General features: G+C 65.5%; 13 protein-coding genes and 7 pseudogenes. 10 read left to right on the forward strand and 10 right to left on the reverse strand.

The window, feature by feature from the left end; translation table 11 throughout:
* Positions 1-68: 68 nt before the first annotated feature.
* Positions 69-362, forward strand: coding sequence for a hypothetical protein (locus ACH4S9_RS16315; RefSeq protein ID WP_311730174.1), 294 nt, complete (start codon positions 69-71; stop codon positions 360-362).
* 1,021 nt (positions 363-1,383) lie between these two features.
* Positions 1,384-1,659 carry a transposase gene (locus ACH4S9_RS16320; RefSeq protein ID WP_398372994.1) on the forward strand — a complete coding sequence of 92 codons (276 nt, stop codon included), beginning with the start codon at positions 1,384-1,386 and terminating at the stop codon, positions 1,657-1,659.
* On the opposite strand, the gene ACH4S9_RS16325 is transcribed toward ACH4S9_RS16320, so the two are convergent.
* Positions 1,589-1,888 (reverse strand): hypothetical protein, encoded by a 300-nt coding sequence (locus ACH4S9_RS16325; protein WP_398372403.1) that lies wholly within the window; start codon positions 1,886-1,888, stop codon positions 1,589-1,591. The two genes, ACH4S9_RS16320 and ACH4S9_RS16325, sit on opposite strands and share 71 nt — an antisense overlap.
* A 470-nt stretch (positions 1,889-2,358) precedes the next feature.
* Between ACH4S9_RS16325 and ACH4S9_RS16330 the strand changes: the two genes are divergently transcribed.
* The 3 genes and pseudogenes from ACH4S9_RS16330 (at position 2,359) to ACH4S9_RS16340 (ending at position 5,525) form a co-directional block, all read left to right on the forward strand.
* Complete coding sequence (locus ACH4S9_RS16330) at positions 2,359-3,165, forward strand: SDR family oxidoreductase (RefSeq protein ID WP_385339823.1); 807 nt, start codon at positions 2,359-2,361, stop codon at positions 3,163-3,165.
* Between the two features lie 27 nt (positions 3,166-3,192).
* Complete coding sequence (locus tag ACH4S9_RS16335; RefSeq protein ID WP_398372405.1) at positions 3,193-4,086, forward strand: helix-turn-helix transcriptional regulator; 894 nt, start codon at positions 3,193-3,195, stop codon at positions 4,084-4,086.
* Between the two features lie 357 nt (positions 4,087-4,443).
* Positions 4,444-5,525, forward strand: a pseudogene (locus ACH4S9_RS16340) (integrase core domain-containing protein).
* A gap of 494 nt (positions 5,526-6,019) precedes the next feature.
* Here the strand turns inward: ACH4S9_RS16340 and ACH4S9_RS16345 are convergent.
* The 4 genes and pseudogenes from ACH4S9_RS16345 to ACH4S9_RS16360 all read right to left on the reverse strand — a co-directional run.
* A complete protein-coding gene (locus tag ACH4S9_RS16345; protein ID WP_398372407.1) occupies positions 6,020-6,409 on the reverse strand; it encodes a transposase in 390 nt (129 codons plus the stop codon).
* Positions 6,410-6,595: 186 nt separating this feature from the next.
* On the reverse strand, positions 6,596-8,128 hold the full coding sequence (locus ACH4S9_RS16350; RefSeq protein WP_398372409.1) for a hypothetical protein: 1,533 nt from the start codon (positions 8,126-8,128) through the stop codon (positions 6,596-6,598).
* Between the two features lie 461 nt (positions 8,129-8,589).
* Complete coding sequence (locus tag ACH4S9_RS16355) at positions 8,590-8,877, reverse strand: hypothetical protein (protein WP_398372411.1); 288 nt, start codon at positions 8,875-8,877, stop codon at positions 8,590-8,592.
* Between the two features lie 176 nt (positions 8,878-9,053).
* Positions 9,054-9,760, reverse strand: a pseudogene (locus ACH4S9_RS16360) (integrase core domain-containing protein); the annotation flags it as partial.
* Positions 9,761-9,834: 74 nt separating this feature from the next.
* On the opposite strand from ACH4S9_RS16360, the pseudogene ACH4S9_RS16365 reads away from it, so the two are divergent.
* Together ACH4S9_RS16365 and ACH4S9_RS16370 are read left to right on the forward strand one after the other, a co-directional pair.
* Positions 9,835-10,242: pseudogene (locus ACH4S9_RS16365) on the forward strand (ISAs1 family transposase); the annotation flags it as partial.
* A 41-nt stretch (positions 10,243-10,283) separates the two neighbouring features.
* Positions 10,284-10,667 (forward strand): hypothetical protein, encoded by a 384-nt coding sequence (locus tag ACH4S9_RS16370; RefSeq protein WP_398372413.1) that lies wholly within the window; start codon positions 10,284-10,286, stop codon positions 10,665-10,667.
* Here the strand turns inward: ACH4S9_RS16370 and ACH4S9_RS16375 are convergent, their stop codons facing one another.
* Positions 10,668-10,823, reverse strand: coding sequence for a hypothetical protein (locus ACH4S9_RS16375; protein ID WP_385339801.1), 156 nt, complete (start codon positions 10,821-10,823; stop codon positions 10,668-10,670).
* A 184-nt stretch (positions 10,824-11,007) separates the two neighbouring features.
* Here ACH4S9_RS16375 and ACH4S9_RS16380 point away from each other — a divergent pair.
* A pseudogene (locus tag ACH4S9_RS16380) lies at positions 11,008-11,889 on the forward strand (endonuclease/exonuclease/phosphatase family protein).
* On the opposite strand, the pseudogene ACH4S9_RS16385 reads toward ACH4S9_RS16380, so the two are convergent.
* Positions 11,878-12,586, reverse strand: a pseudogene (locus ACH4S9_RS16385) (integrase); the annotation flags it as partial. The pseudogenes ACH4S9_RS16380 and ACH4S9_RS16385 overlap by 12 nt on opposite strands.
* A 679-nt stretch (positions 12,587-13,265) precedes the next feature.
* Here ACH4S9_RS16385 and ACH4S9_RS16390 point away from each other — a divergent pair.
* Positions 13,266-13,766 carry an integrase core domain-containing protein gene (locus ACH4S9_RS16390; protein WP_398372415.1) on the forward strand — a complete coding sequence of 167 codons (501 nt, stop codon included), beginning with the start codon at positions 13,266-13,268 and terminating at the stop codon, positions 13,764-13,766.
* A 137-nt stretch (positions 13,767-13,903) separates the two neighbouring features.
* On the opposite strand, the pseudogene ACH4S9_RS16395 reads toward ACH4S9_RS16390, so the two are convergent.
* Together ACH4S9_RS16395 and ACH4S9_RS16400 are read right to left on the reverse strand one after the other, a co-directional pair.
* Positions 13,904-14,389, reverse strand: a pseudogene (locus tag ACH4S9_RS16395) (phosphotransferase); the annotation flags it as partial.
* A 1,310-nt stretch (positions 14,390-15,699) separates the two neighbouring features.
* Positions 15,700-16,227 (reverse strand): NUDIX hydrolase family protein, encoded by a 528-nt coding sequence (locus ACH4S9_RS16400; protein ID WP_358848447.1) that lies wholly within the window; start codon positions 16,225-16,227, stop codon positions 15,700-15,702.
* A gap of 335 nt (positions 16,228-16,562) precedes the next feature.
* Here ACH4S9_RS16400 and ACH4S9_RS16405 point away from each other — a divergent pair, with 335 nt between their 5' ends.
* The gene (locus tag ACH4S9_RS16405) at positions 16,563-18,041 is read left to right on the forward strand and encodes an ATP-binding protein (RefSeq protein ID WP_398372418.1); all 1,479 of its coding nucleotides are present in this window, start codon (positions 16,563-16,565) and stop codon (positions 18,039-18,041) included.
* Between the two features lie 239 nt (positions 18,042-18,280).
* On the opposite strand, the pseudogene ACH4S9_RS16410 reads toward ACH4S9_RS16405, so the two are convergent.
* A pseudogene (locus tag ACH4S9_RS16410) lies at positions 18,281-18,643 on the reverse strand (integrase); the annotation flags it as partial.
* Positions 18,644-18,730: the final 87 nt, after the last annotated feature.

Raw genomic sequence — 18,730 nt, forward strand, 5'->3', positions numbered from 1 at the left:
ATGGCCAGCGCTGGGCACGGCACCTGATATGCAGCGATCTTGCTTACTGAGGCAACTTTGGGGGACTCATGCCGCAAGTTGACGATGACGACTACGAGCCGGTCTTCAAGAAGAGCAACTGGGGTACAAGCCGGTACGTCTACAACCCCAACAACCCCGTAGGGATGGCCTTGATCATCTTGAGCCTTGTCTTCGCGCTCGTGATGATGTTCCTGATGGAGGAGCGGAAGGGCCCCTTCGAGCCCCCGAAGGAGACGCCCTGGAGCCCGCAGATCGATGACAATCCCACCTATCCGTGGGACGAGGACCCATACGCGACGCCTCCCGACGGCACGACGCCGATGCCAAGCCCTACCCCCTGAACACTCAGCGGGGCGGCCAATCGGTATCCCCGCAGTTCCGATGCCCGGTGGCTGGGGCCGACGGCGTCCGAGCCTTTGGGATTGTCCGTGTGTCGGATCTGCCTGAAGGGTGTCCTTATTGCCGTACGGTGGTTGACCTGGGGCTTTGCCATCGCCCAAGTATGGGCATGATCTCTGATCGTGGGTCTGCGACTGCTCTACCTGATCTCCTGCCGACTCCTGGGCTGCTTCCTGTGCTGGGTCGATCGACCGCGGCGAACAACGCTGAGATCCTTGCTCTCCGCCATGAGGTCGCTGCGCTTCGCCAGCAGGTGGAGCGGCCGCGGCTCTCGTGGGCTGACCGTGCCGTGCTCTCTGCCCTCTGCTCTCGCCCGGTACCTGCCACCTGTCTTACGTCGCCATCGGCTGGTCACCCCGGGCACCCTGCTGACCTGGCACCGTCGTCCGGTGCGCTGGAAATAGCGACAGGCACCAGCCAGGCCCGGTCGGCCACCGTTACCGGAAGAGACGGTCGTGCTCATCCAGCGCATGGCGAGAGAGAACCCGGCCTGGGGGTACGTCAGGATCCAGGGCGAACTGCGACGGCTCGGTCATCGGGTCGCCGCCTCCACCATCCGGCGCGTTCTGCGCCGCTCCGGCCTGCCGCCCGCACCGCAGCGCGCCTCCCAGCAGACCTGGCGTACTTTCCTCCGAGCCCAGGCCCACACGCTGCTCGCCTGCGACTTCATGCACGTGGAGACCGTCTTCCTCAAACGTCTCTACGTCTTCTTCGTCATGGAGATGCACCCTGCACGTTCAGGTCCTGGGTGTCACCGCCCGTCCCACCGGCGCATGGGTCGCCCAACTCGCCCGCAACCTGCTCATAGATGTCGAGGAGAGGGCTGGGTGCTTCCGGTTCCTCATCCGCGACCGGGACAGCAAGTTCACCGCAGCATTCGACGCCGTCTTCACCGGCAACGACACAGCCGTCATCCCGACGCCGCCGCAAAGCCCACGGTCCAACGCGTTCGCCGAACGATGGATACGCACAGCCCGCACCGAATGCACCGACCGACTCCTCATCACCAGCGAACGACACCTGCACACCGTCCTCACCATGTGCGCCGAGCACGACAACGCCAGACGAGCCCACCGCAGCCCCGACCTACGTGCCCCAGACGACGACCCGCACATCATCCCCCTGCCCGCCGCCACGGTCAGGCGCACGCAGATACTCGGCGGACTGCTCAACGAGTACCACACCGCGCCACCCCGACCGTCTCACCATCTACAGGAAACGCCCAGCTCAGCAGCCTGATCGGAGTATTGACACCCTTCAGGCGTTTGACAAGGTCGCGGTGCCAACGCAGCACCGTGTCGGGGCGGACGAGTAGCCGTAATCTTCGCAGGACATGCAGTGGCAGCCGGTGCAGCAGCGCTGCCAGGTACGCTCGATCGCTCGGCGTGAACCGAATCTTGTTCTTGCCGAGTTGGCGTTCCAGCACGGTGATCTGGTGGCGCAGGGCGGGGCTGATGAGATCGGGCAAGACGTCGGGGCCCGCCTCCTGACGGAAGCAGGCCCCGACGCAATCATCCGCTCCGGGTCGGTCGAACTGTCAGGCGACCTGAGGTGCAGGCGGATCCAGGAGGTGATGGACGCCCAGCGGGTCGACGCCGTCCTTCAGTACCTCCTCGAGACCCGGGTGATCTTGGTCGTGAACCCGTCTACCAGGGGCTTCACTTATCTGTCACGGCAACTGCCGAACCAGCACGGCAGGTTGGAAAGGGCTCAGTGGATCCGGGGTGAGTCAGCGCACCAGGCAAGGGGGGCTCTCACAGTACCTGTATCACCAGGGTCTCCCAGACGTCCAGAACGCCTGTCAACCTGGTTGAGTCGAAAGCGCCGACAACACTCCATGGACACGCACTGCAGCTTTACCCCCATCAGTTCAATTCAGCTGCCCCGAATGCGCGACCATGTCGGCGATTTCTTCCACGAACGAAGGGACGGAGACCAATGGCGGACAACCAATTCACCACTCGCACAGAACTTTTCGATCTGAGTGGGAAGTACGCCCTTGTCACTGGCGGCACCAGGGGCATTGGGATGATGATAGCGCGCGGCCTTCTCCAGGCGGGCGCCCGCGTCGTCATCAGCTCACGCAAGGCAGACGCGTGCGCGGAGGCACAGCATCTACTGTCTGAATTCGGCGACGTTCAAGCAATCCCCGCCGACCTGTCCAGGCACGACGAGTGTCAGCGCCTCGCTGATCTTGTCATGGCCGACTCGGAACGCCTGGACATCCTTGTCAACAACGCGGGAGCGATGTGGCGCGAGCCGCTGGCGACGTTCCCGGACGAGGCCTGGGACGCAGTGATCGACCTCAACCTCAAGTCGCCGTTCTGGCTGGTGCAGGCGCTGCTCCCCGCACTTCGCAGGGCGGGCACCGCCGATGATCCCGCGCGGATCATTAACATCGGCAGTATCGCCGCCATCCACGTCGCCCAGGCGCCCAACTACTCGTACGCCAGCAGCAAAGCGGCACTCCATCAACTCACCAGAGTGCTTGCCAGGGAGCTGGGCCCACAGCACGTCACGGTGAACGCGGTAGCACCGGGAGTGTTCCCGTCGCAGATGATGGCGTCCACGCTCGATGCCATCGGCGACAAGATCGCGGCGGCGGCCCCTCTGCGCCGGCTCGGCCGCGACGACGACATGGCGGGTATCGCCGTGTTTCTCGCTAGCCGGGCTGGGTCCTACCTCACGGGCACCATCATCCCGGTAGACGGCGGCACCGCGACGACCGCAACGGGTACCCCCTAGACTGCGGGACGGGCTTACGGTGAGGGGATGGCCACGATGGATCTACGCACCGAGATCCGGGAGTTTCTCAGCTCGCGTCGCGCCCGCATCGCACCCGAGCAGGCGGGCCTGCCCGCTTACGGCGGCAACCGTCGGGTCAAAGGTCTGCGCCGCGAGGAGGTAGCGCTACTGGCGGGGGTATCCGTCGACTACTACGTGCGCATGGAGCGCGGCAGCCTCGCCGGTGCCTCCGATGGCGTGCTCGACGCGTTGGCCTCTGCCTTGCAACTCGACGAGGCCGAGCGCGACCACCTGTTCCACCTCGCGCGCCAATCCAGGGCGCCCAGCGGCCCACGCCGGCGTAGGCCTGCCGTGACGGTGCGCTCGACGTTGCAGCAGGTGCTCGACGCGATCTCCGATGCGCCGGCCTGGATCGGTAACGGCCGTTATGACGTGCTCGCCATGAATCAACTCGCTCGCGCGTTGTATTCACCGGTGCTGGCCGACCCGCGACGGCCCGCGAACACAGCGCGGTTCGTCTATCTAAACCCCGAGGCGGCCAGAGATTTCTTTGTCGACTACGACCAAATTGCCGGTGCCGCGGCCGCGAAGCTACGCATGGAGGCCGGCCGCAATCCGCATGACGAGGAGCTGATCGCCCTAGTCGGCGAACTGTCAACGTGCAGTGAGCTATTTCGGCAGCGGTGGGCATCTCAGGACGTGCGGCTGCACCGGTCCGGCCGCAAGCGTATGCGCCATCCGATCGTGGGCCAGCTCGACTTGGACGTCGAGTCCCTGGAACTGCCCGCCGAACCCGGCCTGCACCTCAACGTCTACACCGCACCCGCGGGCACACCGACCGCTGACAATTTAGCGCTCCTGGCGTCGTGGGCGGCCACCCAACAGACGCTGGCGACCGAGCTCGAAGCACACAACGGATAGTCCAACCTCTTCAGCCGTACTAGTCAGCGGACCATGACGTGGGGCAACAATCTGCCGGAAAGTAAACACGGGAGTGAGACAAAAATCAGTGTGGACACGCGGGTGAACCGTTGAAGATGGCGCTGTGGTGGCGCGATGACGCCCGACGCCGTGTCGGTGACGGGCTGATCCATCACAGCGATGCCGGGCCGATACAACTCGAATGCGATTGCGGAAACTGCTGCGCTGGATGGAATTGCATCATCGATTAGCAGTAGGGGGATACCTACGACAACGCGCTAGTGGCTCGTGTGCCGCTCAAAAAGTCATCGCCGCAGGTGAGCGGGGCGCGGTCAGTCCGCTGGGATCATGTCCTCTGTGATCGTGTCCTTGCTGTACAAGGTGACCCGGAAGCTGCTGACTGTCCCATCGGTGCTCCTCCGTCGCGGGACGGCGAAGGACGCGGAACTGCTGGTGCTGCGGCACGAGAACGCTGTCCTGCATCGCCAGTTGGCCGGGCCGGTCCGCTATGAGCCTGCCGACCGGTTCTGGTTCGCAGTCCTGTCCGGGCTGATACCCCGGCGTCAATGGCGCGAGATCTTCCCTGTCACCCCTGGCACCTTGCCTGCCTGGCATCGCAGGTTCATCGCCGCGAAGTGGGACTACACCGCGCGCCGGCGTACCGGACGCCCACCCACCTCGGTAGCGATCAGGACGCTCGTTATGCGGTTGGCCCGGGAGAATCCGAGGTGGGGGCACCGGCGGATCCAAGGGGAGTTGACTCGACTCGGGCATCGGATCGCCGCCTCGACGGTGTGGGAGATCCTCGACGCGGCCGGCATCGACCCTTCTCCACGTCGCTCAGGTTCCACCTGGCGCGAGTTCCTGACCGTGCAAGCCGAGGGCATCATCGCGGCAGACTTCTTCCACATCGACACAGCCCTCGGCAAGCGGCTGTACGCGCTGGTGTTCCTCGAGCACGGCACCCGGCGACTGCGCATCACCGGGGTCACCGCCCACCCGACCCGGGACTGGGCGGTGCAGCAGGCGCGGAATCTCCCCTCCGACCTGGGCATACGCATCGAGTCCCTGCGCTTCTTGTTACGCGACCGCGATGGCAAGTACGGCGAGGCCTCGACGCTGTCTTCCAGTCCGAGGAGATGGAGATTCTCAACAGTGCGCCACAGGCTCCCCGCATGAACGCGCACTGCGAACGGACTATCGGCGGCATCCGACGCGAAGCCCTCGACCACGTTCTCATCATGGACGACGCCCATGCCCGCCGCGTCCTCGCGGCCTACGAGCGGCACTACAACGAACACCGACCCCACCAGGCCCGCAACCAGCTACCACCCGACGCTCACAAACAACCCGCCACGGCGCATGACCTCCACACCCACAGAGTCGAGCGCACCCGGATCCTCGGCGGCCTCATCAATGAGTACAGATATGCAGCATGACATGCAGCGATGACTTTTCGAGCGGCACACGATGACCCATGTGATGACGAGACGCCTCACCGGCGCGAACACCCCCACCTGACGTGAAGCGGCGGTGGCCACGTGAACATCCAACCTCTCCTTCAGGCACTGGACATCCAGGAGGAAGCCACCCGGGCCCAGGCCGACGACCTCCGCACGCAGATCGACGACCTGCAGACCCGGCTGCGAGAGGCCGAGACACACCTCGAGCACCTCGCGATCACCCGCAAGACCGTCACCAGCCTCGCCGACCGGATCCCCGCCGGAACTGCCCGAGCATCCGGACTACGCCCGCATCCTCACCGTGTTCAACGAGGCGACCGGACCACGGCGGGCCACGGACGTCTGCCAGGTCCTCGACCACGAACTCTTGCCCAAGAACGTCGAGGGCATCCGAGCCAAGCTAAAGCGTCCTGGTCAAACTTGGCGTCCTCACCGAAGCCGACACGGGTAACTTCACGAGTAAGCAATAGTCACCGCCACGACCAGCACCTCTGACACAAGCCCCACCCGCAAACGGACATCACTTCACGAACCGTCCACTCAGGGCTGCCTACCACCCTCCCGCGCGTCTCCGCGATCAGGCTGCCCTCAGCTTCGCCAGCCTGCTGCGACAGACCAGCGGTGGGGGTTCTTCCACCCCCACCCGGAAATAGCGGCGCCTCGTGGCGCACCATGGCGTACTTGAAGTCGATGCGGCAGCACACCGCCTCGGCCGCCTGCCGGTCCGACAGGTCGAGCAGGAACTGCAACACACAGACGGTGGCAAGCTGGGCGGGCGAGAGGCTCGGACGCCCGTGGCGCGGGTACCAGTCGGCGAAGTCCTCATCGCACCACAGCCGTCGAGGCGGTCTCTCACCCACATCGTCGTCGTACCGCCAGGGTTGCTCGCCCGAGCAATCTGCACGGTCAGAGACCGGACTTGCTCACCGGAACGAGGACGGAGCGACAACGAACACCTCGGCATGTATCGGTCTTCGGAACAGCCGAGCATGCCCGCTGATCATGCTGCCGCACCGGGAAACTCCAAGATCCCCGACAGAGTCAAGTTAGCAACGCCCTTGCCATGGGACTTGGTAGGAGCTGCTGATCTTGTATTGACCTGCGGCAGGCACCTTGAGACGCGTCCATTCGCCATCGCGTTCCAGGCACCCCTCATTGGCACGAAGCCAGGGGGAGTACGCGATGCGCAGGCTGACCGTCCCACTATCCCGCGCCTGTAGCGTCACCGTGGCGTTATCACTGCTGACGACCTCCGCCCCGGCACCTGAAATCATCGGCTTCGCACCCTTGACTTCATATATTCGCCAATGGGAATCCCGCCACACAGGTTTCAACCAGTCAGGCTCGTTACGGACGAGTTCAGCCTCATCCTTTGCGGCCCAGTCCGGTTCACCTTCTGGCAGAACTACGTAGCCTACAGCCCAGTCGTTGAGCCAGGCACGGTACTTCGCTGACGAGAAACGATTCTTGTAGAAGAGATCGCCGCGCTCCACATCGACTTGACGATTCCAGCCCCGGGCCAGATTGATATGGGGCCCTAGCACAGTGGTTTCTCGGTGATTCACAGCCGGGACCACCTCAACGCGTGTGCGGTCCGCCCCCAGCCGATCAAGGGCCGTCAGCACACCGCGGGATTCCGTAGCCCACGTTGGCACCGGAGTTGACATCCTCGTCACATGAATGGTGTGTTCCGTGACCCAATACACGGAAAGCGCCAGAGCGAGGGCGAGCGCCACCCTTTGAACTTTTAGCCCCTTATGGGAGAGAAGCGCAGCGAGCAACACCGGACCGCCAAACACTTCGGCTAGACGAACGACGTTGGAACCCACAGGCGAGGGAATCAGGGCCGACAGAAGGACTCCGACCGCGTACGTCGCGGCGCCGAAGCGGAGCACTCGCCACTCCCGCGGAGCAAACACCGCAAGCAGTACGCCGAAAAGGACCGGCTTCCAAATATCGTTTGCGGACATTGGCATCATGCCGCTGAAGGGGAAGAGCAGGGTCGTCAAGCCCACCACCACAGTGGGTGGGACGCACAGCGCGAGTGCACTACCGAGGTCTCGATTCAAAAGCCAGCCTGCCCCGCACACAAGAAGGAACAGTCCTGCCACCGGGCTAGCCATGGTCGCCAGCGCGCTGAAGATACCGGCCAGGGCAAGGCGCCGACCATGCCTCACCAGCACGAGGCACGACACCAAGGCGAGCGCAACGCCCAGCGCGAAGGCAGACCGACCGGACGCTACGTTGCCCCAAAGGAACAAGACCCCCAGGAGGGTGGGCCACAAGGGGTGACGGACACCGCTACGTACGAACACGCAGCCCACCAGCCATGAGGCAGCCATACCCGCGGCGACAGTGACAGTTCGCACACCGAACAGTGCCATCAACTGTGGGGCCAAAACACTGTAGTTGCCTACATGGACGCCCCCATACCAGCCAAGGCTGTAGGGCGATCCAGGATGTTCGGCGACGAAGTTGGTCCAGGAGACCTGTGCCGCAAGGTCCCCCCCTCCGGTCCCGAGGAAGATAAACCATAGAACGTACAGAGGAAGGGCGAGCGCGCTGGCCAGGATAGGCACACGATGCCGCTTCCAGAAGGCGCGAACCCACCTCTGTCCAGCAAGGGGGATACGTATACGTCGCGCAGGCAGCTCGGTCGACGAGACAGTGGATGCCACTGATGATTCCGTTCAGTAATTTGCCGAGAAACCGGCCCACCTCGTAGGCCTGTTCGAAATTGGCGACTATTTCCGGGACAGCACTGCCTGGGCGTTACCCATATAGCGCCGGTTTACCTTTTTGATTTCATCGAAATAGGACCTACTATTGTGATTTCGATTTCCTCTAGCCTCTTTTCGGCGGAGAGCCAAACAGCAACTATCTTTGGTCTGCTGCTTGCACTTGACATCAGCCTCAGCGGTTGCAATCTCGCGCTCCAAAGGGTCCCCCTCAGTGCCCCATTTACTAGCCGCACCCCAGGGCGTCGCGTAGTCAAAACCAGCCGTCTTCATGCATGCACTCCAACGACTCACTACGCTCCTCACGCTTTGATCACGTTTCTCGGCATCGAACCTACTCGACTTCCGCAGTTGTTCTTTCCAGAGTTGGCGTCGTCGTTCATCGCCGTGCCGCTGGACCAGTTGTTGCCAACGAAGTTCGAGTCATTCCCCGAGAACGCGCGGGACTCGTCCTTGTCGCCAGCGGCCTGCCAAAGTGTGACGCACGAGGCTTGCGCGCCGCTTTCCGAAGCAGTCGCAGCAGGAGCAATGGCGATGAGGCTGGTGGCGCACACGGCCGCAAGGCTGAGCGAAAGAGTGAGCTTACGCATGAGTTCCTCTCGAAGTTTGGTCAGAAGCGAGAGCGCGTGATGCGGAGCGGAATTTCTCCCTCCACTTCCCGTGAGCCCGCCGGTCGAACTCCTGAATACAAGCATTGCGTTCGTGTGAAGGTCAATGAATTTCCAATGACGGCGGCCTGTGCCGCTCGAAAAGTCGTCGCTGCATGTCACGCGGCGTATGGGTACTCGCTGATGAGGCCGCCGATGATGCGGGTTCGCAGCAGTCGGTGAGCGCCGGTGTCCGTTGGGCAACAGGCTGATTCTGGGCATCGGGTTGTAGTTGGGTGCGGGCCTGGTGGGGCCGGTGCTCGTTGTAGTGACTCTGGTAGACAGCAAGGACCTTTCGGGCGTGTGCTTCGCCCAGGATGAGGACGTGGTCGAGGACTTTGCGGCGGATGCTGCCGATGACGCGTTCGCAGCGGGCGTTCATCCGAGGTGCTCGTGGCGCGCTCTTGATCACGTTCAGTTGCTCGGCGTTGAAGACGGCGTCGAATGCCTCGCCGTACTTGCCGTCCCGATCGCGCAGCAGGAACCACGGGGACTCCATGCGCATGTCCAGGTCAGCGGCGAGATTCCTCGCCTGCTGCACCGTCCATCCCCGCGTGGGGTTGGCGGTGACGCCGGTGATGTGCAGGCGCCGGGTACCGTGCTCGAGGAAGTCCAGCGCGTACAGCCGCCTGCCGAGCACGGTGTCGATGTGGAAGAAGTCCACTGCGATGATGCCCTCGGCTTGTGCGCTGAGGAACTCACGCCAGGTCGGACCGGAGCGACGCGGCACCGGGTCGACGCCGGCTGCGTGCAGGATCTGCCACACCGTCGAGGCTGTGATCCGGTGTCCGAGCCGGGCCAACTCGCCCTGGAACGGGCGTCGACCCGCTGGTCCCGAAACGGTCCTGGCCCGCGGAATCCACGATCCGGCGACTGCTCGCCAGAATCGACGCGGACGCCCTGGACCGGGCGGTCGGAGCCTGGCTCGCGGACCGGCAGACCAGGGGACAAGGGCTGCGAGGGCTCGTGGTCGACGGGAAGTCGCTGCGGGGTGCGGCCCGCGCGAAGGGACGGAAGATCCACCTCCTGGCCGCCTGCGACCACGTGAACGCACTGGTCCTGGCCCAGATGGACGTCGGTGAGAAGACCAACGAGATCACCCGCTTCCGGCGTCTGCTCGACACCCTCGAGGATCTGGCCGGCACAGTCGTCACCAGCGACGCGATGCACACCCAGCATGACCACGCCGTCTACCTGCTCGACCGGCAGGCCCACTACATCGCGATCGCCAAGCGCAACACGAAGAAGCTCCGTCGGCAGCTCAAGTCCCTTCCCTGGACGCAGATCCCACTGCAGGACAGGACCCGTGCGACCGGTCACGGCCGCCAGGAGATCCGCCGGCTGAAGGTGTGCACGGTCACAACCTGCTCTTCCCCGGCACCCGCCAGGCCGTCCAGATCGTCCGCCGCCGCGTCCACCGCAAGACCGGGAAGATCAGCCTCAAGACCGTCTACGCGGTCACCAGCCTCACCGCCGAACAGGCCGGCCCGGCTCAGCTCGCCCGACTGATCCGAGGGCACTGGACCGTCGAGGCCCTGCACCAAGTCAGGGACGTCACCTTCGCCGAGGACGCCTCCCAGCTGCGGACCGGAAACACCCCCAGAGTGATGGCCACCTGCAGAAACCTCGCGATCGGAGCTCTCCACCTGACCGGCGCCCGCAACATCGCCTCCGACCTCCGACGGGCAGCCCGAGACCAAACCCGGCCCCTTGCCCTTCTCGGCCTCACGTGATCAAAACGGACGACAGCAAACTACGCCGAAGCCCTGGCCGGCTTGGGAGCGCAGGAAGTCGGCCCATGTGCTGGAGGTCCTGTCGAGGGCTGGATCGACGCCGGATTCCTTGAGGATCTTCCAGACGGTCGAGGCGGCCACCTTCATGCCCAGCACGAGCAGCCTGCGCCATGTTCCGTGGTCGGATGGTCGTTCCCGCCGCACGGATGGCACGGCGACCGATGTGCACGTGCGGCGGTACGATTCAGATCGACCTGGGCGAGGCAGCGGCTTCGTCCGAGCGCAATGAGATCCGGCACACCGCGTATGTTGCTCACAACTCCGTCCCATAACCTCGTGCATGGAGACGTCGGATGCCACGTGTATCCACTCTGAGGAGGCGATGGTGTTCGGAAGGGATACGCGGTTGTTCGCGGGCGTCGTGATCGTGGCCTGCATGGTGCTCGTCGGCCCCAGCGCACCAAGCGGCGCGCCCCTCGCCAGGCCACTGCCCGTCGATGCCGTCAAGGGTGTCGTGCCGAACCGGGTCATGACGTGGAACATCTGCAACCCCTGTGAGGAAAGCAACGTCGACCGCGCAGCGGAGATCGCCACGTATGCGCCCCAGGTGATCGGCCTACAAGAAGCGTGCGTGCGTGACGTCGAGAGGATGCGGGACTATCTGGAGGGCTTTTACGGGCTGGTTTACCACGTCGAGTACGGAATGGTTCTTCGGAATTGGGGCCGCTGCGGGGGAGCGCCGTGGAGTCCGGGGGCATTTGGCCAAGCGGTCCTCTCGGCGGCGCCGATGACGAACCCGGTCAACGTGGAATACCCCGACGGCGGATCCGAGGACCGTGGGTACATGGCAGTCACCACCAGTGTGGGCGGCCGGTCTGTCCGGGTCTTCAACACACACCTCGCTGAACGACGTCAGGAGGCAGTCCGAGCAGACCAGACCGACATACTCGCCGCAGACGTCGCCCGGCACGACCGCGCGATCGTTCTCGGCGACTTCAACGCTGTGCCGGACGCTCCCGAGCTCACCGGGATGTGGGCACTGGCCGCGGACACAGACCCCTAGTGTCATCCCTCGTCTACCGGAACCTGCAAGCCGACCACCGACTGGCAGAGCAAGTTTGACTACATTTTCCTGCGAGGCATCGTCCCGCTCGAGCACCGTGTGCTTCCGACCCCGTACTCGGACCACCACCTGCTGCACACCGACCTGGACCCAACTTGAGTGGGCGCCCGCGGCTTGGAGGTCCATGGTCATATTGCGGGCGGCCTGGGTGGCCCAGGCCGCGGTGGGGTGTGCGGTCGCGCCGGGGATCCGCACCCGGCGGGTGGCGGGCTCGATCAGCGCGAAGACGTACAGCGTCGATCTCGAAGAAGTCGGCGGCGAGGATGGCCTGGGCCTGGGAGCGCAGGAAGGTCGCCCAGGTGGTGTGTTGGCGTTCGGGTGCGGGGTCGATGCCGTGGTCCTCGAGGATGTTCCACACAGTGCCGGCGGCGACCTTGATACCGAGGACGGCGAGTTCGCCGTGGATGCGCCGGTACCCCCAGCTGGAATTCTCTCGTGCCAGCCGTAACACCAGGGCGGGCACGGATCGTACAGTGCGGAGTCGTCCCGGCCGTTTGGGGCGGGAGGCCTTCGCGTGGCGCCGGCGCAGCAGCTCACGGTGCCAGCGCAGCACCGTGTCACGCGAGATCATCAGCGGTAGTTGACGAAGATGGACCCGGGGGAGACGGTGCAGGAGGGCGGCCAGCAGCGCACGGTCTGGCCAGGTGAGCTTTGGGTTGTCGGTCTGTCGCTGCAGCACGGCCAGTTGATGGCGTAACACCAGGATCTCGGCGTCTTTGTCACGATCACTCATGGGCAGAAGCCGTATCAGCGTGAACATGCTCGTCAAGGCCAGGTAGGACAGTCGCAGCAGCACCGGACCATGCTGGAATCGGTGAGGTCGCGTCGGCAACGGGGGGATGGGTCCTCCACCGTCACGGTTGACCGGCAGGCCCGCTGCAGCGCTCAGGCTCCCTGACCAGCACGGACGAGGTTTCTGGCGCGTACACGACTGCCGCGAGCAACGTCGACATCCTCGCGCTTCGCCATGAGGTCGCCGTCCTGCGCCGTCAGATGGAGCGTCCGCGGCTCTCATGGGCTGATCGTGCCGTGCTCTCCGCTCTCGCGCGGCACCTGCCACCCGTCTTGCGCCGCCACCGGCTGGGTGACCCCGGGCGCACTGCTGACCTGGCACCGGCGTCTGGTGCGCTGGAAATGGCGCCAACCCCCGACCGGACCCGGCCGGCCACCGCTGGCGGAATAGACGGTCGCGCTCATCCAGCGCCTGGCGCGAGAGAACCCGACCTGGGGATACGTCAGGATCCAAGGCGAACTCCGACGGCTCGGTCATTGGATCGCCGCCGCCACGATCCGGCGCGTCCTGAGCCGCTCCGGTCTGCCGCCCGCAGCGCAGCGTGCCTCCCAGCAGACCTGGCGATCCTTCTTCCGCCCCCAGGCCCACACGCTGCTCGCCTGCGACTTCATACACGTGGAGACCGTCTTCCTCAAGCGTCTCTACGTCTTCTTCGCCATGGAGATCAAGACCCGGCGAATCCATGTCCTGGGCGTCACCGCCCACCCAACCGGCGCATGAGTCACCCAACTCGCCCGCAATCTGCTCATGGATCTCGAGGAGAGGGCTGGGCGCTTTCGGTTCCTCATCCGTGTACCGGGGCAGCAAGTTCAAGGACGCGTTCGACGCCGTCTTCGCCGGCAACGGCACAACCGTCATCCCGACCCCGCCGCAAAGCCCCCTATCCAACGCGTTTGCCGAACGATGGATACGCACAGCCCGCGCCGAATGTACCGATCGCCTCCTCATCACCGGTGAACGACACCTCCGCGCGGTCCTCACCACGTACGCGGAGCACTACAACGCGGGACGGGCCCACCGTGGCCTCGGCCTACGAGCACCTGACGACCACCCAAACGTCATCCTCCTGCCTGCCGCCGCGGTCAGGCGCCGCCAGGTACTTGGCGGACTGCTCAACGAGTACCACACCACGTCACCACGGCTGCCGCACCGTCCACAGGAAACGCCCAGCTCAGCAGCCTGATCGGAATATTGACACCCTTCAAGCATACGGTCGTGGACCTTGGCATCCCGACCATGCGTGGTGATCGATGAACCCACGAAGGTGGGCTGCCGCATGGCCCTCAACCAAGATCGAGAACAGGTTTAAAGTAGCGTGCCTCAAACGCCCTTCAGAACACGATCAAGTGCCGCGCGGCCTGCAGGCCCCCAGTGCGGCTTGCCGCCGGGAAGGCCCCGATCTCCGTTCTGCCCCATGAGCATCAGGAAGAGACTCTTCATCGCGGCCAGCCCGCGGGCGCGCCGGATCGCCGGCTCGTCTGCATGCGCGTACATGTCGAAGAACCGTGAGGCCATGCCCGCAGGCAGCAGCACCCATACGGCGGCGAGGTCCCACGCCGGGTCGCCGGCGAACATGGCACCGAAGTCGACGATGCCCGAGAGCGTTCCGTCCGAGACGACGACGTTCGCGGGATGGAGGTCGCCGTGGACCCACACTGGCGGGCCCTCCCACGCATCGGCCGCAACGGCGTCGTCCCAGACGGCCCGGACGTCAGCAGCGATGTCGTCGGGGACAACGGCCTGGAAGAAGTTCTCGAAGCCGTCCGTGCAGCTCCTGGGATGGGCACCGCGGTCCGTAGAGATCGGTGGACGGGGGCGATCAGGGGGATGTAGCGCATCAGCCGGTGCAGTCGGCTCTGCCGCGGCGCTTGCGCTTCACCCTCGGCGGGCCGGGTGTTGCTGGTGTCGGTCACGCTTCCCCTCCCTGACCGGGCTGCCGTCTCGCGCACTGTATCCGGTCGCCTTGGGCCGGCCGGACCGGCGTTCACGGGCGCGGCCCCTTAGGACGAAGGGTTCTCTGCGAAATGGCAAGACGCCGCCGCAGACACCTCCCTTGGCGTGAGCGGCGATCAGGTGCTACTGCCCGGCTTGGTACTGCCGCCAGTGGAGGGCGTGGTCGGCGGGACGATGGCCTAAGCCGATGATGGCGAGTACCGGCCTCACTGAAGCCGGTCAATGCACTCCCGAAACAGGGCGTTGATGTACCCCGAGTGAGGGAGGTCGTCATCACGCCTCCTCCGTGCTGAGCCTTCTGGAACAGCGGCGCTCACCCCAGGACAGGGCCTGCGCCGGGCCATTCAGGGGAGGCGTGCTGTGGGTTGGACACGCGGCCGCCGCTGCCGGACGGTGGTGAGCCTGTTCCCCCGGGCAGCAGGCATGCCGGTCCTGGGACGAGGGCGGCTCCGACTACGTGCCGAACCCGCAGACTGAAAGGGGGCCGGGTCATCGGCGAGGCCGACCACGCTGCCCTGCTCGTACACGACGATCACAAGCTGTTTGTTCTGCCAGGCCTGGAGTCGGGAACCGCCGCTCATGGAGTGCACGAGCCCGCCCATGGCGCGGTTCGACGCGATCCCCGAGAAGGACGAGGGCACTGGTATGCCGTCGCTGCGCTGCACGTCATCTCCCACCTGAAGCCGCCGGCCGTGGCTCCGCTCCCCGGCTGGGCAGGCCAGCTTCAGCCCGCACCGTACACCGGACGTGAGCCAGAAGCTTGCTCTGCGCTCTCGCACGGCACCTGCCATCCGCCCTACGCCGCCATCGACTGGTCACCCCGGGCACACAGCTGACCTGGCACCGCCGCCTCGTGCGCTGGAAATGGCGCCAGACCCCAACGGAACCCGGCCGGCCACCGCTGGCGGAGGAGACTGCGGCGCTCATTCAGTGCCTGGCGCGAGAGAATCCGACCTGGGGGTACGTCAAGATCCAAGGTGAGCTCCGACGGCTCGGTCATCGGGTCTCGGCCGCCTGTCGGACTCTGTCGCCCGATTCGCGGTGAGGCCCGATTCGATCAGCGTGACCTGAGCATTCAGCGTCAGCGGCCTACCGGTTGCGCCAGGTCGACCGAATCGGGCGACAGGGTGGCACAGGTTGGGCGTGTGCGGTAGGCGTCCCCGTCAGGACAGGCAGCCCACGTGGGCGAGTGCCTGCTTGAGCAGGACTCCCTGGCCGCCCGGCATTTCGTTCTGCACCAGTGGCGATGCGGCTTCTTGAGGGCTGAACCAGACCAGGTCCAGGGCGTCCTGGCGGGGGCGGCAGTCACCGGTCACCGGGACGACGTAGGCAAGGGCCACCGCGTGCTGGCGGGGATCGTGGAACGGTGTGATCCCTTGCGTCGGGAAGTACTCGGCGACAGTGAAGGGTTGCAGCGAGGCCGGGACGCGGGGCAGCGCCACCGGTCCGAGGTCCTTCTCCAGGTGGCGCAGGAGGGCGTCCCGGACCCGTTCGTGGTGCAGCACTCGGCCCGAGACGAGAGTGCGGCTGACCGCGCCGTCCGGTCCGATGCGGAGCAGTAGTCCGATGCTGGTGACTTCGCCGCTGTCGTCGACTCGCACGGGCACGGCCTCGACATACAGGATTGGCATCTGCGCGCGCGCCTGTTCGAGGTTGTCGGGACTCAGCCAACCGGGTGTGGTTTCGGTCATGTCAGCCATTGCGTGATCGTACGTTCAGCGCGTTCCGTTGTTCGCGCGCCGCTCCAGGCACCTGCGATCCGTACGGGCCTGTGGGTGCCGTCACGCCGCATGGGTGTACTCGTTGGTCCGGCTGCAAGGACGTGGTGGGCGTGGGGCTCGTTCGTGATCAGGATGTGGTTGAGGCTTCGCGTCCGCCGCCGCCGACGACACGTTCGACTGGCGTGTTCATTCGGGGAGCTCGTGGTGCAGCTGCCGGGCGCGGCAAAGCTGCTTTCCCGCAAAGCAATGATGAGTCTGTCTATAATAGGGTGGCTCATCATTGGCTGGGGTGATGGAGGTGTGTGGTGGACAAGCCGGTGGGGATGTTCGACCGGGATTTCGAGTGGGAGGAACTGGTCCGGTTCGCCTCCTACGCGGGGGCGGAGGCGACGCTTGGAGTGGTCTCGGGCCGGCGGCGTCAGGGGAAGACGTTCCTGCTGGATGGGCTGTGCCGGGCGGCTGGAGGTTTCTTCTTCGCGGCGAGTGAGGCGACCGAGGCGGAGTCGCTGCGCCAGTTCGGGGCGGCGCTGGCACGGTTTGAAGGGCGCCGGGCGCCTTACCGGTTCGCGCACTGGGAGGAGGCGGTTTCCGAGCTGATGGGCCTGACGGGACCCGGTGGTGCGCCCCTGGTGGTGGTGCTGGACGAGTTCCCTTTCCTGGCGAAGGCTTCGCCGGAACTGCCCTCGCTGCTGCAGCGGGCCCTGGGGCCACAGGCTCGGCACGAGAGCGGTCCGGTGCGTCTGCTGTTGTGCGGCTCGGCGCTGTCGTTCATGGGGCGCCTGCTGGCCGGCACTGCTCCCTTGCGTGGCCGGGCCAGCCTGGAACTGGTGGTGCCGACTCTGGACTATCGCCTGGCCGCCCGCTTCTGGGAACTGACCGACGATCCCCAGCTGGCGCTCTTGGTCAACTCCGTGGTCGGCGGAACGCCTGCCTACCGGCGCGAGTTCGTCCTCGGCGACACGCCCGCCGGTCTGGACGACTTCGGCCCGTGGGTCCTGCGCAACGTCCTCAACCCGGGGCGCCCGCTGTTCCGGGAAGCCCGCTTCCTGCTGGCCGAGGAGCCCGACCTGCGGGACACCGCCCTCTACCACGGCGTGCTCGCCGCCATCGCTCAGGGCAACCACACCCGCGGCGGCATCGCCGGCTTCCTGCAACGCAAGTCCACCGACCTCAGCCACGCGCTGACGGTGCTGGAAGACACCGGCATGATCGTCCGCGAGCCGGATGCCTTCCACGGCAAACGCTCCGCCTACCGCATCGCCGAACCCATCCTGACCTTCTACCACGCACTGATGCGCCCGGAGTGGAGCGACCTGGAGCGGCCCGGCCAGGCACCCGCCGTATGGGAACGCTCGCAGGCCACGTTCCGCAGCAAGGTCATCGGCCCCCACTTCGAACAGCTCTGCCGCACCTGGACCCGCTGGTACGCAAGCCCCGACACCCTCGATGGACAGCGCACCCGCGTGGAATCCGGCACCGTCCCAGACCCGACCGCCAAGACCACCCACGAAGTCGACCTCGCCACCTTCGGCCGTGACGAGGACGGCCGCGAGGTCCTGCTGGCCATCGGCGAAGCCAAGTGGAACGAGACCATGGGCCTGGGCCACCTCCAACGCCTCGACCACATCCGCACCCTGCTGCGCGCCCGGCACGGTGTGCACGCTGAGCGGACCCGGCTGCTGTGCTTCAGCGGCGCCGGCTTCACCAGCGACCTGCGCGACCTCGCCCACCGCGATTCCACGGTCCAACTCGTCGACCTGGACCGCCTCTACAGCGGAGACTGATGCCCACCTTTCCCAAGGCGCAGGAGACGGTGCTCGCGTGTCGCCGGATCTCCTCGTGCGCACCGCGGCGAGAGGGGATTAAGATGCCGGGTGGGCCCGCAGTTGTCGGTGTGAGCTCGCGGGCGTCGGCCCGGCGGGCCTGTCCTTGACGGGCACAGCAAGCGTAAGCTGGACGTATGTGCTGCATGGTCAGGCTGTCAACTCTCAATCAGCCAGAAGTTCAGGGGCCGAAAAGCGACCCTGGCCAGGCGCAGGACCAGGGCGCGGATCGAGCGGATTGTGCGGGGGCGTCCACGTCGCCTGGGAACGCAGGTCGCGGCATGGCGCCGCCTCAGCAGCTCACGATGCCAGCGCAACACCGTCTCGGGGCGGACCAGCAGGAGAAGGTGCCGCAGTCTGTCTTTGGGTAGGTGGTGCAGAAGGCCGGCGAGGACAGCGCGATCACTGTTATTGAAGGCAGGCTTGCCGACCTGATGTTGCAGGACCAGCAGTTGGTGCCGGAGCACCAGGATCTCGATGTCCTTGTCTCTGTTGCTCATCGGCAGGAGGCGTGGGATGGCCAGGGTGTTGGTGGCGGCGAGGTAGGCCAGGCGCAGCAGCACGACAGATCATGATGCCGCCGGGGCCGGGGGCAGGTGAAGACGCCAGGGCACGTGTCGGTCACAGCCGAAGATCTCTGATCGAGCTCT

Origin of the sequence: Streptomyces sp. NPDC021225 (assembly GCF_044332865.1) — a bacterium.
In the GTDB taxonomy this organism is placed as follows: Bacteria; Actinomycetota; Actinomycetes; order Streptomycetales; family Streptomycetaceae; genus Streptomyces.